13 protein-coding genes are annotated in these 16,954 nt (G+C 64.4%); 9 read left to right on the forward strand and 4 right to left on the reverse strand.

Annotated features, from left to right (window positions below; genetic code table 11):
* Nucleotides 1–12 precede the first annotated feature (12 nt).
* Together V3W40_RS15010 and V3W40_RS15015 are read right to left on the reverse strand one after the other, a co-directional pair.
* A complete protein-coding gene (locus V3W40_RS15010) occupies nucleotides 13–624 on the reverse strand; it encodes a TetR/AcrR family transcriptional regulator (protein ID WP_065926266.1) in 612 nt (203 codons plus the stop codon).
* A 98-nt stretch (nucleotides 625–722) separates the two neighbouring features.
* The gene (locus tag V3W40_RS15015; RefSeq protein WP_074845862.1) at nucleotides 723–2,480 is read right to left on the reverse strand and encodes a sigma-54-dependent Fis family transcriptional regulator; all 1,758 of its coding nucleotides are present in this window, start codon (nucleotides 2,478–2,480) and stop codon (nucleotides 723–725) included.
* 270 nt (nucleotides 2,481–2,750) lie between these two features.
* Here V3W40_RS15015 and V3W40_RS15020 point away from each other — a divergent pair, with 270 nt between their 5' ends.
* The 3 genes from V3W40_RS15020 (at nucleotide 2,751) to V3W40_RS15030 (ending at nucleotide 6,080) form a co-directional block, all read left to right on the forward strand.
* Nucleotides 2,751–4,226, forward strand: a complete 1,476-nt coding sequence (locus V3W40_RS15020) for a benzaldehyde dehydrogenase (protein WP_330215247.1) — start codon at nucleotides 2,751–2,753, stop codon at nucleotides 4,224–4,226.
* 57 nt (nucleotides 4,227–4,283) lie between these two features.
* Nucleotides 4,284–5,051, forward strand: a complete 768-nt coding sequence (locus V3W40_RS15025) for a coniferyl-alcohol dehydrogenase (protein ID WP_330215248.1) — start codon at nucleotides 4,284–4,286, stop codon at nucleotides 5,049–5,051.
* An 81-nt stretch (nucleotides 5,052–5,132) separates the two neighbouring features.
* Nucleotides 5,133–6,080: a SphA family protein gene (locus V3W40_RS15030; RefSeq protein ID WP_065923819.1), complete on the forward strand. Its 948-nt coding sequence runs from the start codon at nucleotides 5,133–5,135 to the stop codon at nucleotides 6,078–6,080.
* On the opposite strand, the gene mhpT is transcribed toward V3W40_RS15030, so the two are convergent.
* A complete protein-coding gene (gene mhpT, locus V3W40_RS15035; RefSeq protein WP_065947035.1) occupies nucleotides 6,058–7,266 on the reverse strand; it encodes a 3-(3-hydroxy-phenyl)propionate transporter MhpT in 1,209 nt (402 codons plus the stop codon). The two genes, V3W40_RS15030 and mhpT, sit on opposite strands and share 23 nt — an antisense overlap.
* Nucleotides 7,267–7,574: 308 nt before the next feature.
* Between mhpT and V3W40_RS15040 the strand changes: the two genes are divergently transcribed.
* Nucleotides 7,575–8,900: an OprD family porin gene (locus tag V3W40_RS15040; RefSeq protein WP_330215249.1), complete on the forward strand. Its 1,326-nt coding sequence runs from the start codon at nucleotides 7,575–7,577 to the stop codon at nucleotides 8,898–8,900.
* A gap of 5 nt (nucleotides 8,901–8,905) precedes the next feature.
* On the opposite strand, the gene V3W40_RS15045 is transcribed toward V3W40_RS15040, so the two are convergent.
* Entirely contained in the window at nucleotides 8,906–9,394 is a 489-nt protein-coding gene (locus tag V3W40_RS15045; RefSeq protein ID WP_330215250.1) for a MarR family winged helix-turn-helix transcriptional regulator, read from the reverse strand.
* Nucleotides 9,395–9,607: 213 nt separating this feature from the next.
* On the opposite strand from V3W40_RS15045, the gene V3W40_RS15050 reads away from it, so the two are divergent.
* The 5 genes from V3W40_RS15050 to V3W40_RS15070 all read left to right on the forward strand — a co-directional run bounded on the left by V3W40_RS15050 (nucleotide 9,608) and on the right by V3W40_RS15070 (nucleotide 16,910).
* Entirely contained in the window at nucleotides 9,608–10,438 is an 831-nt protein-coding gene (locus tag V3W40_RS15050; protein ID WP_010567568.1) for a p-hydroxycinnamoyl CoA hydratase/lyase, read from the forward strand.
* A gap of 76 nt (nucleotides 10,439–10,514) precedes the next feature.
* Nucleotides 10,515–11,963: an aldehyde dehydrogenase gene (locus tag V3W40_RS15055; protein ID WP_027603462.1), complete on the forward strand. Its 1,449-nt coding sequence runs from the start codon at nucleotides 10,515–10,517 to the stop codon at nucleotides 11,961–11,963.
* A gap of 62 nt (nucleotides 11,964–12,025) precedes the next feature.
* Entirely contained in the window at nucleotides 12,026–13,900 is a 1,875-nt protein-coding gene (locus tag V3W40_RS15060; RefSeq protein WP_330215251.1) for a feruloyl-CoA synthase, read from the forward strand.
* Complete coding sequence (locus tag V3W40_RS15065; protein WP_330215252.1) at nucleotides 13,897–15,138, forward strand: thiolase family protein; 1,242 nt, start codon at nucleotides 13,897–13,899, stop codon at nucleotides 15,136–15,138. The genes V3W40_RS15060 and V3W40_RS15065 overlap by 4 nt, the downstream gene beginning before the upstream one ends.
* 29 nt (nucleotides 15,139–15,167) lie before the next feature.
* Entirely contained in the window at nucleotides 15,168–16,910 is a 1,743-nt protein-coding gene (locus tag V3W40_RS15070; RefSeq protein WP_323146662.1) for an acyl-CoA dehydrogenase, read from the forward strand.
* Nucleotides 16,911–16,954 lie beyond the last annotated feature (44 nt).

Here is a 16,954-nt window from a genome sequence, read left to right on the forward strand (position 1 = left end):
CCCTGGAAGCTGTCAGGCCTGCATGCCGTAGAACAGCAGCTCGGTGATACGCCTGACCTGGGTCGAGTGCGCGTCGATATCCGGGTGTTCCTGGTTCACCAGCCTGAACAGTTGCAGGTGCGAATAGTCGTTCAACAGGAACGCGGCCAATTCCACATCGAGTTGTGGGCGCAGCTTGCCGGCCCGTTGCAGTTCCCGCAGCAGTTCGCTGATTTGCGCCCTGAGCGCATCGTTCATGGCGCGATAACCGGCCGGCAGTTCATTGCTGCCGCCGAACAGGATCAGCGGCAGCAGTTCACGCCAGAGGCTGGGGTGCATGACTTCCAGGGCATAGCCGGTGAGCAGGCTTTCCAGGTGGCACAGCGCTTCGACCGGATCGTCGATTGTGTGGATCTCGCGGCGGGTGTCGCTGATTGCGCGCTGATCGGCGTGGTGCAGGATTTCCAGGATGATTTCCTGCTTGTTGCCGAAGTACTTGAACACCGTCGGCGGCGACACCCCGGCCTGGCTGGCGATCTGTTCGATGGTGGTGTTCTGGAAACCCTGGCGCTCAAACAGCTCGATCGCGGCCTTGCTGATAGCTTGCCGGCGTTCGGCTTTCTGACGTTCACGCAGTCCGCTCACAGGAGATCCTTGTCACGAGTAAAAAGAGGGGCGCTTATCGCCCCGGTATCCCTGCAAAATACTTAATTGGGTAAAGCTTTTAAAGCACTAATTGGCATTCAAGGGATTTGCCGCTGATGCTTCTTCAACCGGTAGGCAAATTGAGCGCGGCTGAGCCCCACAAGCCTGGCGGCGGCGGCCAGGTTGCCGGCGTTGCGTTGCAGGGCTTCATTGAGCAGGCGCGATTCAAGGCCTTCGATGGAAAACCCCGGTTCCAGTTGGCCAAGGGTGTCGAACAGTGCCAGGCACGGCGGCGGTGCGCTGTTGGACAGGCTGCCGTGGTCGTCGAGGCCGTAGGGATCGGCCGGCATCGGTTCGTTGCGAAACAGGTGCACCAGGTCAATGGGTTGGCCTTCGTCACTGGCGATCAGGCCGCGTTCGATCAGGTTTTGCAGTTCGCGCACATTGCCCGCGAAGTCATAGCGCAGCAACACCTTCAGGGCGCGCATGGTCAGGCCCGCCGGCGTTCGCGCGTATTCCTGGCAGAAGCGCGTGAGGAACGCATTGATCAACAGCGGGATGTCGTCCCGGCGTTCGCGCAGCGGGGGCAGGGCGATGGGGTAGACATTCAAGCGGTAGAACAGGTCTTCACGAAAGCTGCCGTCAGCCACGGCTTTACGCAGGTCGAGATTGGTGGCAGCCACCACGCGCACATCCACCTTGATACCGCGCACTCCGCCGACCCGTTCGATTTCCCGTTCCTGCAAGGCCCGCAGCAACTTGCTTTGCCCGGCCAGGCTGAGGCTGGTGATTTCATCCAGAAACAGCGTGCCGCCCTGGGCCCGTTCGAAACGTCCAGGCCGCGAGTGCGTCGCGCCGGTATAGGCGCCGCGTTCGACACCGAACAGTTCGGCCTCGATCAGGTTGTCCGGAATGGCGGCGCAATTGAGCGCCACGAACGGGCTGTCCTGGCGGCGGCTGAGCTGGTGCAACTGGCGCGCAAACATCTCCTTGCCGACCCCTGACTCGCCGCTGATCAACACCGTTGCCGGGGTCAGTGCGACACGTTGCAGGGCTTGTGTCGCGGCGTTGAAGGCCGCACTCGCACCCACCAGTGTTTGCGGCGGGTTGGCCCTGGCACTGTGGTTCACCGGGTGGTCGGGCGTGGGCGCGACCGTGGCGTTGGTGACGGCCTGGGACACATTCAGGTAGCGCAGGTCCTGCTCGACGTCACCCCATTGCTCCGCGGTCTTGCCGATCACCCGGCAACAGCGGTGGCCCATGCCCCGGCATTCCACCTCGCGGAAAATCACCATTTGCCCGAACAGGCCACTGACAAAACCGATCGCATAGCCGGTTTCAGTCCAGCACACCGGGTCCTGGCCGATGCCGTAGGCGCCCACGTGTTCATCGGCCTCGCAGGAGTGGTGCCAGAGGAACTCGCCTTCATAGAACCCCGAGTCGGCATCGAACTTGAAGTGCAGCGGTTCAACCTTGGTCATGCCTTCCAGGGTGTGCAGGTGGGTCCCGGCGCGGAACACCGCGGCGGCATCGGCCTGTGGCCAGCGCTCGCGGATCAACCGCGCGTCCCGCGCGCCGGAGACATAACCGGTGCGGGTGAACAGGCCACGCGCCTGCTCCAGCCCCAGGCGCTCGATGACTTCCCGGCGCAGGGCACCGAACGACGAACCGTGCAGCAACACCATGCGTTGATCGTTGAGCCAGATACGCCCGTCTTCGGGCGAGAAGAACAGGCAGTCAGTCAGTTCCGCCGGGGTGGGCGAGCTGCTGTCACTGAGTTGGCGGCTGTCGCCGCGCGGATGGTAGGGCGCGCTGGCCACCCGGTCGTCGGGCAGCGCGCTGGGGGGATTAGTCATTGTTATGCCCCTGCAAAGCGAGTGATCGATATGAGTAACTGCTCAGATAGTTATTAAACATAACCTTATCAATTGAACAAGTGGCAGCGCTGCGGTTTTTGCAGTCGATTGGCGGGTGAGGTATGAGCGGTGTGTGCCAGGCCCCGTCCCAGAGCCCTCGATGCTTTATGTCAGCGTTGTTGCGTGCAAGCGGCACAGCCTTTGCTCAAGGCTTGATGCGGCGTTTGCACCCTGTGCAGGCGATGACAATTACAAGAACCGGGAGTTGCCATGTCAGTACCTGAAACCACCCACTTGCTACAGCGGGCCATTGCGTCCGAATGCCTGTTCAACGGCGACTGGATACCCGCCTCGGGGTCCGTGATCCCGGTGATCGAACCCGCCACCGGCGAACCCCTGATGCGCTGCGCCATGGCCAACCCGGCCGACATCGCCGTCGCCTGCCGCAGCGCGGCGTTGGCGCAGCCGGCCTGGGCAGCACTCGGCCCACGGGAGCGCGCCGAGGTGTTTCGCAAGGCGGCGGACCTGGCCCAGCAGTCCTTTGCCGAACTGGCGCTGTACGTCGCGCGGGAAACCGGCGGCGCGTTGTTCAAGGGTGAACACGAAGTGCGCGAAGCGATTGTGCTGCTGTATCAGGCGGCGGGGCTGTTGTCCCAACCTCACGGGCTGGTGCTGCCCAGTGCGGCCGGTCGCCTGTCCTATGCCCGGCGTCAGCCCCATGGCGTGGTCGGGGTGATTTCACCGTTCAATTTTCCGCTGGTGCTGTCGCTGCGCTCGGTGGCGCCGGCCCTGGCGGCGGGCAATGCGGTGGTGCTCAAGCCCGACCCGCAGACCCCGGTCAGCGGTGGTTTTCTCATCGCCCGGCTGTTCGAGGAGGCGGGCTTGCCCAAGGGCCTGCTGCAGGTGTTGCCCGGCGCCGCGCCGGCGGGTGAGGCGCTGTGCCGCGATCCGAATGTGCAGATGATTGCGTTCACCGGGTCGACGGCGGCGGGGCGCAAAGTCGCCGAAGTGGCCGGACGCCACCTGAAAAAAGTCGCGCTGGAACTGGGCGGCAAAAACCCGCTGATCATTCTCGAAGACGCCGACCTCGACCTGGCCGCGAGCAATGCCGCCTGGGGCGCCTGGCTGCACCAGGGGCAAATCTGCATGGCCACCGGCTTGATTCTCGCCCATGAATCCATCGCCGAACGCCTCACGCGCAAGTTGGTGGACAAGGCCCGGGCGTTGACCGTGGGCAATGCCGCCCGCGGTGAAGCCGCGCTCGGCCCGTTGATCAACCAACGGCAATTGCAGCGCGTGCACGAGATCGTCAGCGACAGCCTGCAAGCGGGCGCACGGTTGGAGGCGGGTGGCGAATACGACCAATTGTTCTACCAGCCCACCGTGCTCAGCGGTGTGCGGCCAGGGATGCGCGCGTTTGAGGATGAAATCTTCGGGCCGGTGGCCACGGTGGTCAGTTTTGCCACCGACGAGGAGGCCATCGAGCTGGCCAACCGCACCGAGTACGGCCTCTCGGCCGCGATCATCTCGCCTTCGGTCGGGCGTGCCATGGCCATCGGCGAGCGGCTTGACTGCGGCCTGCTGCACATCAATGACCAGACCGTCGCCGACGAATGCATCAACCCCTTTGGTGGGCGAGGCGCTTCCGGTAATGGCGGCAGCGTAGGCGGGCCGGCCGATTGGGACGAGTACAGCCAGTGGCAGTGGGTCACGGTGAAGAACACTGCACCTGTCTATCCGTTCTGAGCCCTGGCTCATCGCTTTGATCCACCTATGCCTATACAAAAACAAGAGGGCTTGAACATGAACCTGCACAACAAAACCCTGGTCGTCACCGGCGTCGCCTCCGGCATTGGCGCCGAGCTGGCGCGGCTCGCGCGCTTCCAGGGTGCCACGGTGATCGGCGTTGATCGCCATGCACCGCAACTGACCCTGGATGGCTTCTTCCAGGCTGACCTGGGCGATCCGGCCAGCATCGATGCCCTGGTGGCACGCCTGCCGGCGCGGGTCGATGGGCTGTGCAACATCGCCGGCGTGCCCGGTACCGCGCCCGTGCAAGCGGTGGCCACGGTCAATTACCTGGGGTTGCGGCACCTGACTCAAGCGCTGCTGCCACGCATGGCGGCGGGCGGCAGCATCGTCAATGTCGCTTCGGTGCTCGGTGCGCAGTGGCCGCAACGCCTGGAGCTGCACAAGGCCCTGGCCGTGACGCAAAGCTTCGAGGCCGGGCAGCAATGGCTGGCGGCCAATCCGGTGGAGCAGGCCAGCTGTTATCAGTACTTCAAGGAGGCGCTGATCGTGTGGAGCTTCCAGCAATCCCAGGCCTGGTTTCGTGATCACTCGGTGCGTATCAACTGCGTGGCGCCGGGGCCGGTATTTACCCCGATTCTCGACGATTTTGTCAGCATGCTCGGGCCGGAGCGGGTGGCGGCGGACAGCCAGCGCATGACCCGTCCGGCCCTGGCCGATGAGGTGGCGGCGGTGATCGCCTTCCTGTGCTCCGACGCCGCGCGCTGGATCAACGGGGTCAATCTGCCGGTGGACGGTGGGTTGGCGGCGACCTACGTGTAGGGGTTGCTACAGCGGTAAACCCCGGTGCGGATCCACCGTGCCGGGGGTCTTGAACAACAACAAAAATACAGGACATACAAGATGCTCAAGCCTATCTTGCGGGCGGCTGCGGCCGGGACCTTTATCGCACTGTCATCGACTGCACATGCTTACGACTTGCCCGGCCTCAATCTGGGCAGTACCAGTTTCTACGACGGCTCACCGGCACCCGCCGGCCCTGGGTGGTATTTGGAGGAATACCTGACGTACTCCCGGGCCAGCCGTTTCAATGATGCCAACGGCCACAAGCTGGCACTGCCCAACCAGGACGTGGAAGTGGTGGCGCCTACCACGCAGATCATCTACCTCGGCCAACCCTTGGCGAATGGCGCGATGCCCGGATTCACCCTGATCAACACCTCCCTGGCCCATGTGGATGTCGACGACGGGTTGAACAATGCGGCCCTGAGTTCTCGCGCCGGCTTTGGTGATGTGATTGTGGGGCCCTTCCTGCAACTGCCGACCCTGAGCCGTGCCGATGGCAGCCCGCTGTTGACCCAGCGTATCGAAGCCGATATCTCGGTGCCGGTGGGCGCCTATGACCGCAAGCGCTCGATCAACCCAGGCAGTAATTTCTGGTCATTCAACCCGTATTACGCGGCGACGTACTGGTTCAGCCCGAAGTGGTCGACGAGCGGGCGGTTCATGTACCTGTGGAATGGCAAGAACGATGATCCGCAGGCAGGCTTCGGGGATGTTTCCGATACCCAGGCCGGGCAGGCGTTGCATGCCAACCTGACCCTGCAATATGCCGTGAGCCAGCAACTGAGCGTGGGGGTTAACGGCTACTGGTTGAAGCAGATCACCGACACCCAGGTCGATGGGCACGCCGTGAGCGGGCGTCGGGAGAAGGTCTGGGCCATCGGCCCAGGCCTGGTCTACGGGTTCAGCAAGGAAGACGTGCTATCGGTAAATGCCTACTTCGAGCAGCAGGCGGAGAACCGCACGCAGGGCAACAAACTGGTGCTCAATTGGCTGCATAAGTTCTAGTGGGCGCCGTACGCACCATCACGCTGATGATGGTCAGTGCGGCAATCACCACCCCGGGGGAGGTCGCCAGCAGTACCCCGGCGGTGCCGGCGCCGGCGGCGAGCAGTTGCCCGGCCGCCAGCGGCCCGGCCACCGAACCCAGGCGGCCGACGGCCACCGCGGCACCGACACCGGTGGCGCGCACCGAGGTCGGGTAGGAGGGCGGTGCCGATGCATACAGCACCAACTGCGCGGCCATGACGAACAGGCCGGCGGCAAAACCGGCGATGGCCATGGGCACGATGCCCACCGACAACCCGACCCCGGCCAACGCTGCGAGCAATCCGGCATACACGCCCAGCACCACTTTGACGGCATTGCAGCGGTCCAGCAGCACGCCACCGAGCAGCGAACCGAGGGCGCCGCCGATATTGAAGAGCATTTGCACCATGCCCGCCTGGGGCTTGCTGAAACCTTGCTCCAGCAACAGCGACGGCAGCCAGTTAAGCAGCATGTACATCACGGTCAGGGTGAAGAAATAGCTGAGCCACAAGGCCAGTGTGGTGCGGGCGCGACCTTCGCCGAACAGCGCCTGGCCGGTAGAAGGGCGGGCGCCGTGCGGAGTGTCGCGCTGTTGGCGAAAGGCGCTGGACTCCGGCAGCAGCAGGATCATCAACGGTACGGCGAGCAACGGCGCCAGGCCACCGATGATAAAGGTGGTCTGCCAGTGCTCACTGGAAAACATCGCCACCACCGCGGCCAATGCGCCACCCAGCGGCACCCCGCAGTACATCACGCTGATGGCCGTGCCCCGGTTGCGTTCGCTCACCGCTTCGGCGCACAGCGCGATCAGGTTGGGCAGTGCGGCGCCCAGGCCCAGGCCGGTGAGAAAGCGCACCAGCAACAGGCTGGCGTAGCTGTCGACAAACGCGGTGCTCAGGGAAAACAGCCCGAACAGCAGCACGGCACCCACCAGGATTTTCTTGCGCCCGATGCGGTCGGCGACCCAGCCGCCGAAGAACGCCCCCGGCAGCAGACCGATGATGCCGACGCTGAACACCCAGCCGAGCATCTTCGGATCCAGGGCGAACGTTTGACGTAACCCGGCGGCGGCAGTGCCGGCGGCCTGCAGATCGAACCCTTCGATCAGCGCAACGATAAAGCACAACGCAATAGTCAGCGTCGAACGACGCGATGGACTGTCCATGGGCAAACCTCATTGTTGTTTTTGTTGTGGTGACGAGCGCGAGTGGCTGCTGGTGATTAAGATAACAAAGATAACTAAAAAATGAATCGTGGATTAATCTGCCCATAAAACATGAATAAATTCATGTAATTCATAGGCTTGTGATGTTGATCCATATGCAGCTAAAAAATAGATAGCTTTATTAATGTTCGATTATCGCTCAGTTGTGGTTGACGGGCACCGTCGGCTGTTTCCATTCTTGGCTCGCGAAGCCGACCGGGCCGAGCGTGTGCCACCCCAAAAACAACAACAAAAAATGGACATCGAACATGCCAGAACTCCCTATGGAGCACGCCGTTGCAGCGGCGCCCGTCGCCTGTGTGTCGAACAATACCCCACGCCTGCTCATGGCATGCCTGGTCTTGAGCGTGTTGCCCACTTCGCTATGGGCCGCAGGCTTTATCGACGACAGCCACGGCACCTTGACCTTGCGCAATTACTACCTGGACCGCGACTACAAGGACGACGGGGCGAAGACCGCCGCGCGGGAATGGGCCCAGGCGTTCATCCTCAACCTGGAATCGGGCTACACCCCGGGCCCGGTGGGCTTCGGCCTGGATGTGCGCGGGTTGATGGGGGTCAAGCTCGACTCGTCGCCGGACCGCAGCGGCACCGAGTTGCTGCCGGTGTCGGCCAGCGACAAGCGCGCCGCCGATGAGTACTCGCGCCTGGCCCCGACTGCCAAGCTGCGGTTTGCGCAAACGACAGTGAAGGCCGGCGATGTGTCGATCTTCCTGCCGTTCGCCTTTGCCAGTCCGTCGCGCCTGCTGCCGCAAACCTTTCGCGGCACCACCTTGAGCTCCAAGGACATCGAGGGCCTGACCCTTAACACCGGCTACATCGACCGCATCAACAAGCGCGACTCCACCGACTACCAGGCCATGACCATCGCCTCGCCCAACCGGCGTTTCAACGCCACCGCCACCACGTCGCACCTGGCGTATGTGGGCGGGGACTATCAGGTCAACAAAGACCTCAGCCTGCGCGTCTATCACTCCCAGGTCGCCGACCTCTACCAGCAGGACACCCTGGCGCTGCTGCACAACCTGCCGTTGGGCGATGGCGTGCTCACCAGCGACCTGCGCAGTTTTTTCAGCCGCGAGGATGGCAGTGCCAAGGCGGGCAAGGTGGATAACCGCAACCTCTCGGCGCTGTTCGGCTACCGCCTCGGCGGCCATCGCGTCAGCCTTGGCTACATGCACTCAAGCGGGGAGACGGCCACACCCTATATCTCCGGCACCGAGTTGATGGGCATGAGCGAGCTGACCATGAGCTCGGACTTTCTTAACGCCAAGGAGCGCACCTGGCAAGCCATCTATGACTACGACTTCGCCGCAGCGGGTGTGCCGGGGCTCAAGAGTCGGCTGCGCTATGTGCGCGGCGACAACATCGAACTGGCCGCTTTCAATGCCGAGGACCGCAAGGAGCGCGAGTTCCAGATGGAGTTGGGGTATGTGATCCAGGACGGCCCGCTGAAGAACGTCGGGTTCATGGCGCGCAAGTCGATCTACCGCAATGACTTCCCGAGCGGCGCGGCGTTTCGCGATGAAAACCAGACCCGTTTCCTGGTCCTCTACACCGTGGCGCTCTGGTAGGCCGCTCAGTCCTGATAGACCTTCTTCAGCAGGCGCAGCAGCTCTTCGCGTTCCTGGCCGTCGAGGGCGGCCGTGGCGTCCAGGTCACTCTGGGCGGCGATGGCCTTGAGTTCCTTGAGCAGGATTTCGCCGCTCTTGCTGAGGAAGATCCCGTAGGAGCGCTTGTCCGGCTTGCAGCGCACCCGCACGGCGAGGGCGCGGCTTTCCAGCTTGTTCAGCAACGGCACTACCTGGGGCGGCTCGATGGCCAGGGCGCGGGCCAGGTCGGCCTGCATCAGCCCGGGGTTCTGCTCGATGATCGCCAGGGCCGAGAACTGTGCAGGGCGCAGGTCGTGGTCCGACAGCCGGCCGATCAGGTTCTGGAACAGCTTGAGCTGGGCGCGGCGCATGGCGTAGCCGATCAGATCGTCCAGGGCTGAATCCAGCGGCGGCCGTACCTCGTCGTTGTCGGGCAGGGCCTGGCTGGCGGCGGCGATGGTGGAAGGCTTGGCCATTGGCAGTGCAATCCTCAGAAGGTGGAGGTTAAGAAGGCTATCTAGTTTGCCGGGGTTGGCGCGCCATGGCTATGCCGGCTTTTCACAACGCCTGGAAAACGCAGGTTTCATCGCTTAAAAATATTGGTTATCCGGATTAATAGTTAATTGACATAACTATATTTGCGGTTTAATTTCGACTCATCTTCAAACCCAGAACAAGAGCGTACCGCCATGAGCAATTACGAAGGCCGTTGGACCACCGTCAAGGTTGAGATCGAAGAAGGCATCGCCTGGGTCATTCTCAATCGTCCGGAAAAACGCAACGCCATGAGCCCGACCCTGAACCGGGAAATGATCGACGTCCTCGAAACCCTCGAGCAGGACCCTGCCGCCGGCGTGCTGGTGCTGACTGGCGCGGGTGAAGCCTGGACCGCCGGCATGGACCTCAAGGAATACTTCCGCGAAGTGGACGCCGGCCCGGAAATCCTCCAGGAAAAAATCCGTCGCGAAGCCTCGCAATGGCAATGGAAACTGCTGCGCATGTACGCCAAGCCGACCATCGCCATGGTCAATGGCTGGTGCTTCGGCGGTGGCTTCAGCCCGCTGGTGGCCTGCGACCTGGCGATCTGTGCGGACGAAGCGACCTTCGGCCTTTCGGAAATCAACTGGGGCATCCCGCCGGGCAACCTGGTGAGCAAGGCCATGGCCGACACCGTGGGCCATCGCCAATCGCTGTACTACATCATGACCGGCAAGACCTTTGGCGGGCAGAAAGCCGCCGAAATGGGCCTGGTCAACGAAAGCGTGCCGCTGGCTCAACTGCGCGAAGTGACCATTGAACTGGCGCGCAACCTGCTGGAGAAAAACCCGGTGGTGCTGCGTGCCGCCAAGCATGGCTTCAAGCGCTGCCGCGAATTGACCTGGGAGCAGAACGAGGATTACCTCTACGCCAAGCTCGATCAGTCGCGCCTGCTCGACACCGAAGGCGGTCGCGAGCAGGGCATGAAGCAGTTCCTCGACGACAAGAGCATCAAGCCTGGCCTGCAGGCGTATAAACGCTGAAGGGCGCGGCCGCCTGGCCGCGCCGTTGTACCCTGCTTGAACGTATTCCCGATAAAGACAATAAAGAGGAATCACCATGCTGGACGTGCCCCTGTTGATCGGCGGCCAGTCGTGCCCCGCCCGTGACGGTCGAACCTTCGAGCGCCGCAACCCGGTGACCGGTGAAGTGGTCTCGCGGGTGGCCGCCGCCACCCTGGAAGATGCCGACGCCGCCGTAGCGGCCGCCCACGCCGCGTTCCCCGCGTGGGCGGCGCTGGCACCCAACGAACGCCGCACCCGCCTGCTCAATGCCGCCGAGCAATTGCAGGCGCGCAGCGCCGAATTCATTGCCGCCGCCGGCGAGACCGGCGCCATGGCCAACTGGTATGGCTTCAACGTGCGCCTGGCGGCCAATATGCTGCGCGAAGCGGCGTCGATGACCACCCAGATCACCGGTGAAGTGATCCCCTCCGATGTCCCCGGCAGTTTCGCCATGGCCTTGCGTCAGCCTTGCGGCGTGGTACTGGGCATCGCGCCGTGGAATGCCCCGGTGATCCTCGCCACCCGCGCCATCGCCATGCCGTTGGCCTGCGGCAATACCGTGGTGCTCAAGGCCTCGGAGCTGAGCCCTGCGGTGCACCGCCTGATTGGCCAGGTGTTGCAGGACGCCGGCCTGGGCGATGGCGTGGTCAATGTCATCAGCAATGCCCCGGCGGATGCCGCTGCGATTGTCGAGCGGCTGATCGCCAACCCGGCCGTGCGCCGGGTCAACTTCACCGGCTCGACCCATGTGGGGCGGATTGTCGGCGAACTCTCGGCGCGTCACCTCAAGCCGGCCTTGCTGGAACTGGGCGGTAAGGCGCCGTTGCTGGTGCTCGACGACGCCGACCTCGACGCGGCGGTGGCAGCGGCGGCCTTTGGCGCCTATTTCAACCAGGGCCAGATTTGCATGTCCACCGAGCGCCTGATTGTCGATGCCAAGGTCGCCGATGCCTTCACCGCCAAGCTGGCGGCCAAGGTCGCGACCCTGCGCGCAGGTGATCCCATTGCAGCGGATTCGGTTCTGGGTTCCCTGGTGGACGCCGGCGCCGGCACACGCATCAAGGCCCTGATCGACGATGCCCTCGCCAAGGGCGCGCGGCTGGTGGTGGGTGGCCAACTGGACGGCAGCATCCTGCAGCCGACCCTGATCGATGGCGTTACCGAGCATATGCGCCTGTACCGCGAAGAATCCTTCGGTCCGGTGGCGGTACTGCTGCGCGGTGACGGGGATGAAGCCTTGTTGCGCCTGGCCAACGACTCCGAGTTCGGCCTCTCGGCGGCGATCTTCAGCCGTGACACCGGGCGCGCACTGGCCCTGGCCCAGCGGGTCGAGTCGGGCATTTGCCATATCAACGGCCCGACCGTACATGACGAGGCGCAGATGCCGTTTGGCGGGGTCAAGTCCAGCGGCTACGGCAGCTTCGGCGGCAAGGCCTCGATCGAGCATTTCACGCAATTGCGCTGGGTGACCTTGCAGAACGGGCCACGGCATTACCCGATCTGAGCAGGCGTCGCGACATAACAATAACAAGGCGGCATTGATCCGCCTTGCTGGAGGACACCCTTGTGAGTTCCGAATTCAGACCGCAACCCCAGCCCGCACCGCGATACCGCGAGGTCTCCATCGGCCACGCAGCGGTGGCGATCACTGAAGAACACGGCGTGCTGCATATGCGCTCCCTCGAGCCCCTGGCCGAGTTGCCGGCGCGCCTGCTCGATCGCCTGGTGCATTGGGCCCAGGTGCGGCCCGAGCAGACGTTTATCGCCGCACGCCAGGCCGGCGGTGATTGGCGCCGGGTCAGCTACCGCGAGATGCTCGACAGCGTGCGTGCGATTGCCCAGGGCCTGTTGCGTTACGGGTTGTCGGCGGATAAGCCGCTGGCCTTGCTGTCGGGCAACGACATCGAGCATTTGCAGGTTGCCCTCGGCGCGATGTACGCCGGCATTCCCTACTGCCCGGTGTCGCCGGCGTATTCGTTGTTGTCCCAGGATTTCGCCAAGCTGCGGCATGTGTGCGACCTGCTGCAACCGGGGCTGGTGTTCGTCAGCGATGGGGCCGCTTACCAGCGTGCCATCGACGCCGTCCTGCCGGCCGAGACCCCGCTGATCAGCGTGCGCGGCCACGTGCCTGGGCGCACTCAGGCCAGCTTCGCCAGCCTGCTGCAAACGCCGGGCGGCGCCGAGGCCGACGCGGCGTTCCAGGCCACCGGCCCCGACAGCATCGCCAAGTTCCTGTTCACCTCGGGCTCGACCAAGTTGCCCAAGGCGGTGATCACTACGCAGCGCATGCTCTGTGCCAACCAGCAAATGCTGTTGCAGACGTTCCCGGTGTTCGGTGAGGAACCGCCGGTGCTGGTGGACTGGCTGCCATGGAACCACACCTTCGGTGGCAGCCATAACGTCGGCATTGTGCTCTACAACGGCGGCACGTTTTACCTCGACGATGGCAAGCCGACCGCCCAGGGCTTTGCCGAGACCCTGCGCAACCTCAAGGACATCTCGCCCACGGCCTACCTGACGGTGCCCAAGGGCTGGGAAGAATTGGTCAACGCCCTGGAACAGGACGCCGAGTTGCGCGAGCGCTTTTTTGCGCGCATGAAACTGTTCTTCTTCGCCGCCGCCGGCCTGTCGCAAAGTATCTGGGATCGCCTCGACCGCGTGGCCGAACAGCACTGCGGTGAACGTATCCGCATGATGGCCGGGCTGGGCATGACCGAAGCCGCGCCGTCCTGCACCTTCACCACCGGGCCGTTGTCCATGGCCGGCTATATCGGCTTGCCTGCGCCCGGCTGCGAGGTGCGCCTGGTGCCGTTGGACGGCAAGTTCGAAGGGCGCTTCCGCGGGCCGCACATCATGCCGGGGTACTGGCGGGCGCCGGAGCAAACCGCCGAGGTGTTCGACGACCAGGGTTTCTACTGTTCAGGTGACGCGATCAAGCTCGCCGACCCGCACCAGCCGCAATTGGGGCTGATGTTCGACGGGCGCATCGCCGAGGATTTCAAGTTGTCTTCCGGGGTGTTTGTCAGTGTCGGCCCGTTGCGCAATCGCGCGGTGCTCGATGGCGCGCCCTATGTGCAAGACCTGGTGATTGCTGCGCCGGACCGCGAATGCCTGGGCGCCCTGGTATTCCCCCGGCTCTACGAGTGCCGTCGGCTGGCCGGCTTGAGCGCCGACGCCAGCGACGCCGAGGTGCTGGCCAGCGCGCCGGTACGCCAGTGGTTCGGCGACTGGTTGCAGCGCCTCAACCGCGAGGCCACCGGCAATGCCAGTCGCCTGGAATGGATTGCCCTGCTCGACGAGCCAGCGTCCATCGATCGCGGGGAAATCACCGACAAAGGCTCGATCAACCAGCGCGCCGTGCTGCAATGGCGCGCGGCCAGGGTCGAGGCGCTGTATCGCGGTGAAGACCCTGCGATCCTGCGCGCCGGGCCCAAGCCTTGAACAGCGCCGGGCAGTACTCGGCGTTTGCCGATGTAGCGATTTTCGAGGCGGTGCGCACGCCGTGGGTCGACCTTGGCGGTGCACTGTCCCAGGTGTCGCCTATCGATTTGGGCATCAAGGTCGGCCGTGAAGTATTGGCCCGGGCCGGCATCGACCCCCTGGCGGTGGACAGCGTGCTGGCCGGCTCCATGGCCCAGGCCAGTTTCGATGCCTACTTGCTGCCACGGCATATCGGCCTGTACAGCGGGGTGGCGCAAGCAGTCCCGGCACTGGGGGTGCAGCGCATCTGCGCCACCGGTTTCGAACTGCTGCGCCAGGCCGCTGAACAGGTGCGCGACGAGGTGCAACTGGCCCTGTGCGTGGCCAGTGAATCCATGTCGCGCAACCCGATTGCGGCCTACACCCATCGGGATGGGTTTCGACTCGGCGGCGAGGTGCAATTCAAGGATTTTCTCTGGGAGGCCCTGTACGACCCGGCCCCCGGCCTGGACATGATCGCCACCGCCGACAACCTGGCGCGCCGTTATGGCCTGAGCCGCAAGGCTGTGGACCGCCACGCCTGCGACAGCCATCAGCGCGCCTTGCAAGCGCAATGTGACGGCGCGTGGGCGGAAGAAATCGTCACGGTCGATAACCAGGTGTTCGAGCTTGAGGGGTACCAGCCCAGGGGCATCAGCCTGGCGCGTCGGGCGAGTGCCGTCAGCGCCGACAGCCACCCACGTCCCACCGACCTTGATGCCCTGGCACGCTTGCGCGCCGTGCATCCAGGCGGCGTGCAAACCGCCGGCAACAGTTGCGCGGTGGTCGATGGCGCGGCGGCGGCTTTGGTGGGGCGTGCCTCGGCCTGCACACGTCCGGCCCTGGCGCGGCTGCTGGCCAGCGCGGTGGTCGGCGTGGCCCCCGAGTTCATGGGCATCGGCCCGGCACCGGCGATCCGCCTGCTGCTGCAACGCAGCGGCTTGAACCTGAGTGACATCGGCCGCTTCGAGATCAACGAAGCCCAGGCCGCCCAGGTACTGGCGGTGGCCCATGAACTGGAGCTGGACAGCACCCGCCTCAACGTCCAGGGCGGCTCGCTTGCCCTGGGGCATCCCCTGGCCGCTACCGGCCTGCGCCTGGTGATGACCCTGGCCCGGCAACTGCGCCAGCACAACCTGCGCTACGGGATTGCCGCAGCGTGCGTGGGCGGCGGGCAGGGCATGGCGTTGCTGATCGAGAACCCTGCTTACCGCGCTTGATGGTTTTTCTTAGTCGATGAGGTGTCCCGATGTGGAGCTATGAGGCGCCCCTGGGCGATATGCAATTTGTCCTGGAACACTGGCTGCAGGCGCCCGATACCTGGCAGCGCCACCCGGCATTCGCGGCCCTGGACCTGCCGCTGGCGGTACAGGTGCTGGAGGAGGCGGCACGCTTCAGTCAGGGCGTGCTGGCGCCGTTGAATAGCAGCGGTGATCGCCAGGGCTGCCGCTGGCAGGCGGGCCGGGTCAGCACCCCGGACGGCTTCGTCGAGGCCTATCGCGCCTATGTCGAAGGGGGCTGGCCGGCGCTGGCGTGTGCCGAGGTACACGGCGGCCAGGGCTTGCCGCAACTGCTCGATGCGGCGCTGCAAGAGATGCTCTATGCCAGCAACCACGCCTGGGCCATGTACACCGGCATCGCCCACGGCGCCTACCTGTGCCTCAAGACCCACGCCGCTCCTTGGTTGCAGGCGCGCTACCTGCCCGACATTGTCAGTGGCCAGGCCTTGCCTACCATGTGCCTGACCGAGTCCCAGGCCGGCAGCGATGTCGGCTTGCTGCGCTGTCGCGCGCAGCCCCAGGCGGATGGCAGTTATCGCCTCAGCGGCAGCAAGCTGTTTATCTCCGGCGGCGAGCATGACCTCACGGCGAATATCCTGCACCTGGTGCTGGCGCGCCTGCCCGATGCGCCGCCGGGCAGCCGTGGTATTTCACTGTTCCTGGTGCCCAAGCAACTGGACGATGGCCAGGCCAATGGCGTGCACTGCGACGGCATCGAACACAAGATGGGCATCAAGGGCAGCGCCACCTGTTCCCTGGTGTTCGACGCCGCCCAGGGCTGGCTGATCGGCGAGGCCCATCGCGGCCTGGCTGCGATGTTCGTGATGATGAATTCGGCGCGCCTGCATGTGGGCCTGCAAGGCCTGGGGCATGTCGAGGCGGCCTGGCAGAACGCCCGCCAGTACGCCGCCGAGCGCTTGCAGATGCGTGCGCCATGCCGGCCGGAAGAGGTGGTCGCCCAGGCGGCTGACCCGATCCGTTATCACCCGGCCATGCGCCGCGTGTTGCTGGAGCTGCGCACGACCAGCGAGGGCATGCGCGCCATCGGCTATTGGGCGGCGCACCTGCTTGATCAGGCCGAGCATGACCAGGACTCGTCGGCCGCCCGCTTGGCGCCGCTGCTGACGCCCATCATCAAGGCGTTTTTCACCGAACAGGGCTTTCGCCAGGCCAGCCATGGGCTGCAGGTGTTCGGCGGTTACGGCTACGTCACCGAGTTCGCCATCGAGCAAACCCTGCGCGACAGTCGCATCGCGATGATCTACGAGGGCAGTAACGAGATCCAGGCCAATGACCTGTTGCTGCGCAAGGTGCTGGGGGATGAGGGGCGAGCCTTTGGCCTGCTGCTGGCCGAGTTGCGCGCCGAGGCCGGGCAGGGCGCGCAGTATGAGGAATGCGCAGGCTTTTCCGGCGCGTTGGCCAACCTGTGCGACGCGTTGGCCAGTGTGGTGCACGCCATCCGTGAACGCACCCACGAGGACAGTGAATACCCCTATCGGGCGGCGCCGGATTTCCTCCAGCTCTGTGGCGTCGCGTTGCTGGCCTTTGCCTGGGCGCGGGCCGCGCGGGTCTCCAGGGCCCTGCGCGAAGACGATCCGCTGCGTGCCGCCAAGCTGCAAAGCGCCGGGTTCTTTTTCGATTACCTGCCGTCGCGGTTGGCCCAGCACCTGGGCGCCATAGACGGGGCACGGGCAGCGCTGGCGTTCATCTGACGCGGCCAGGTGCTTGCGGTACTACTTGCGGTACCATGGCGGCT

The organism is Pseudomonas sp. AM8, assembly GCF_036346475.1.
GTDB classification, from domain to species: domain Bacteria; phylum Pseudomonadota; class Gammaproteobacteria; order Pseudomonadales; family Pseudomonadaceae; genus Aquipseudomonas; species Aquipseudomonas marginalis.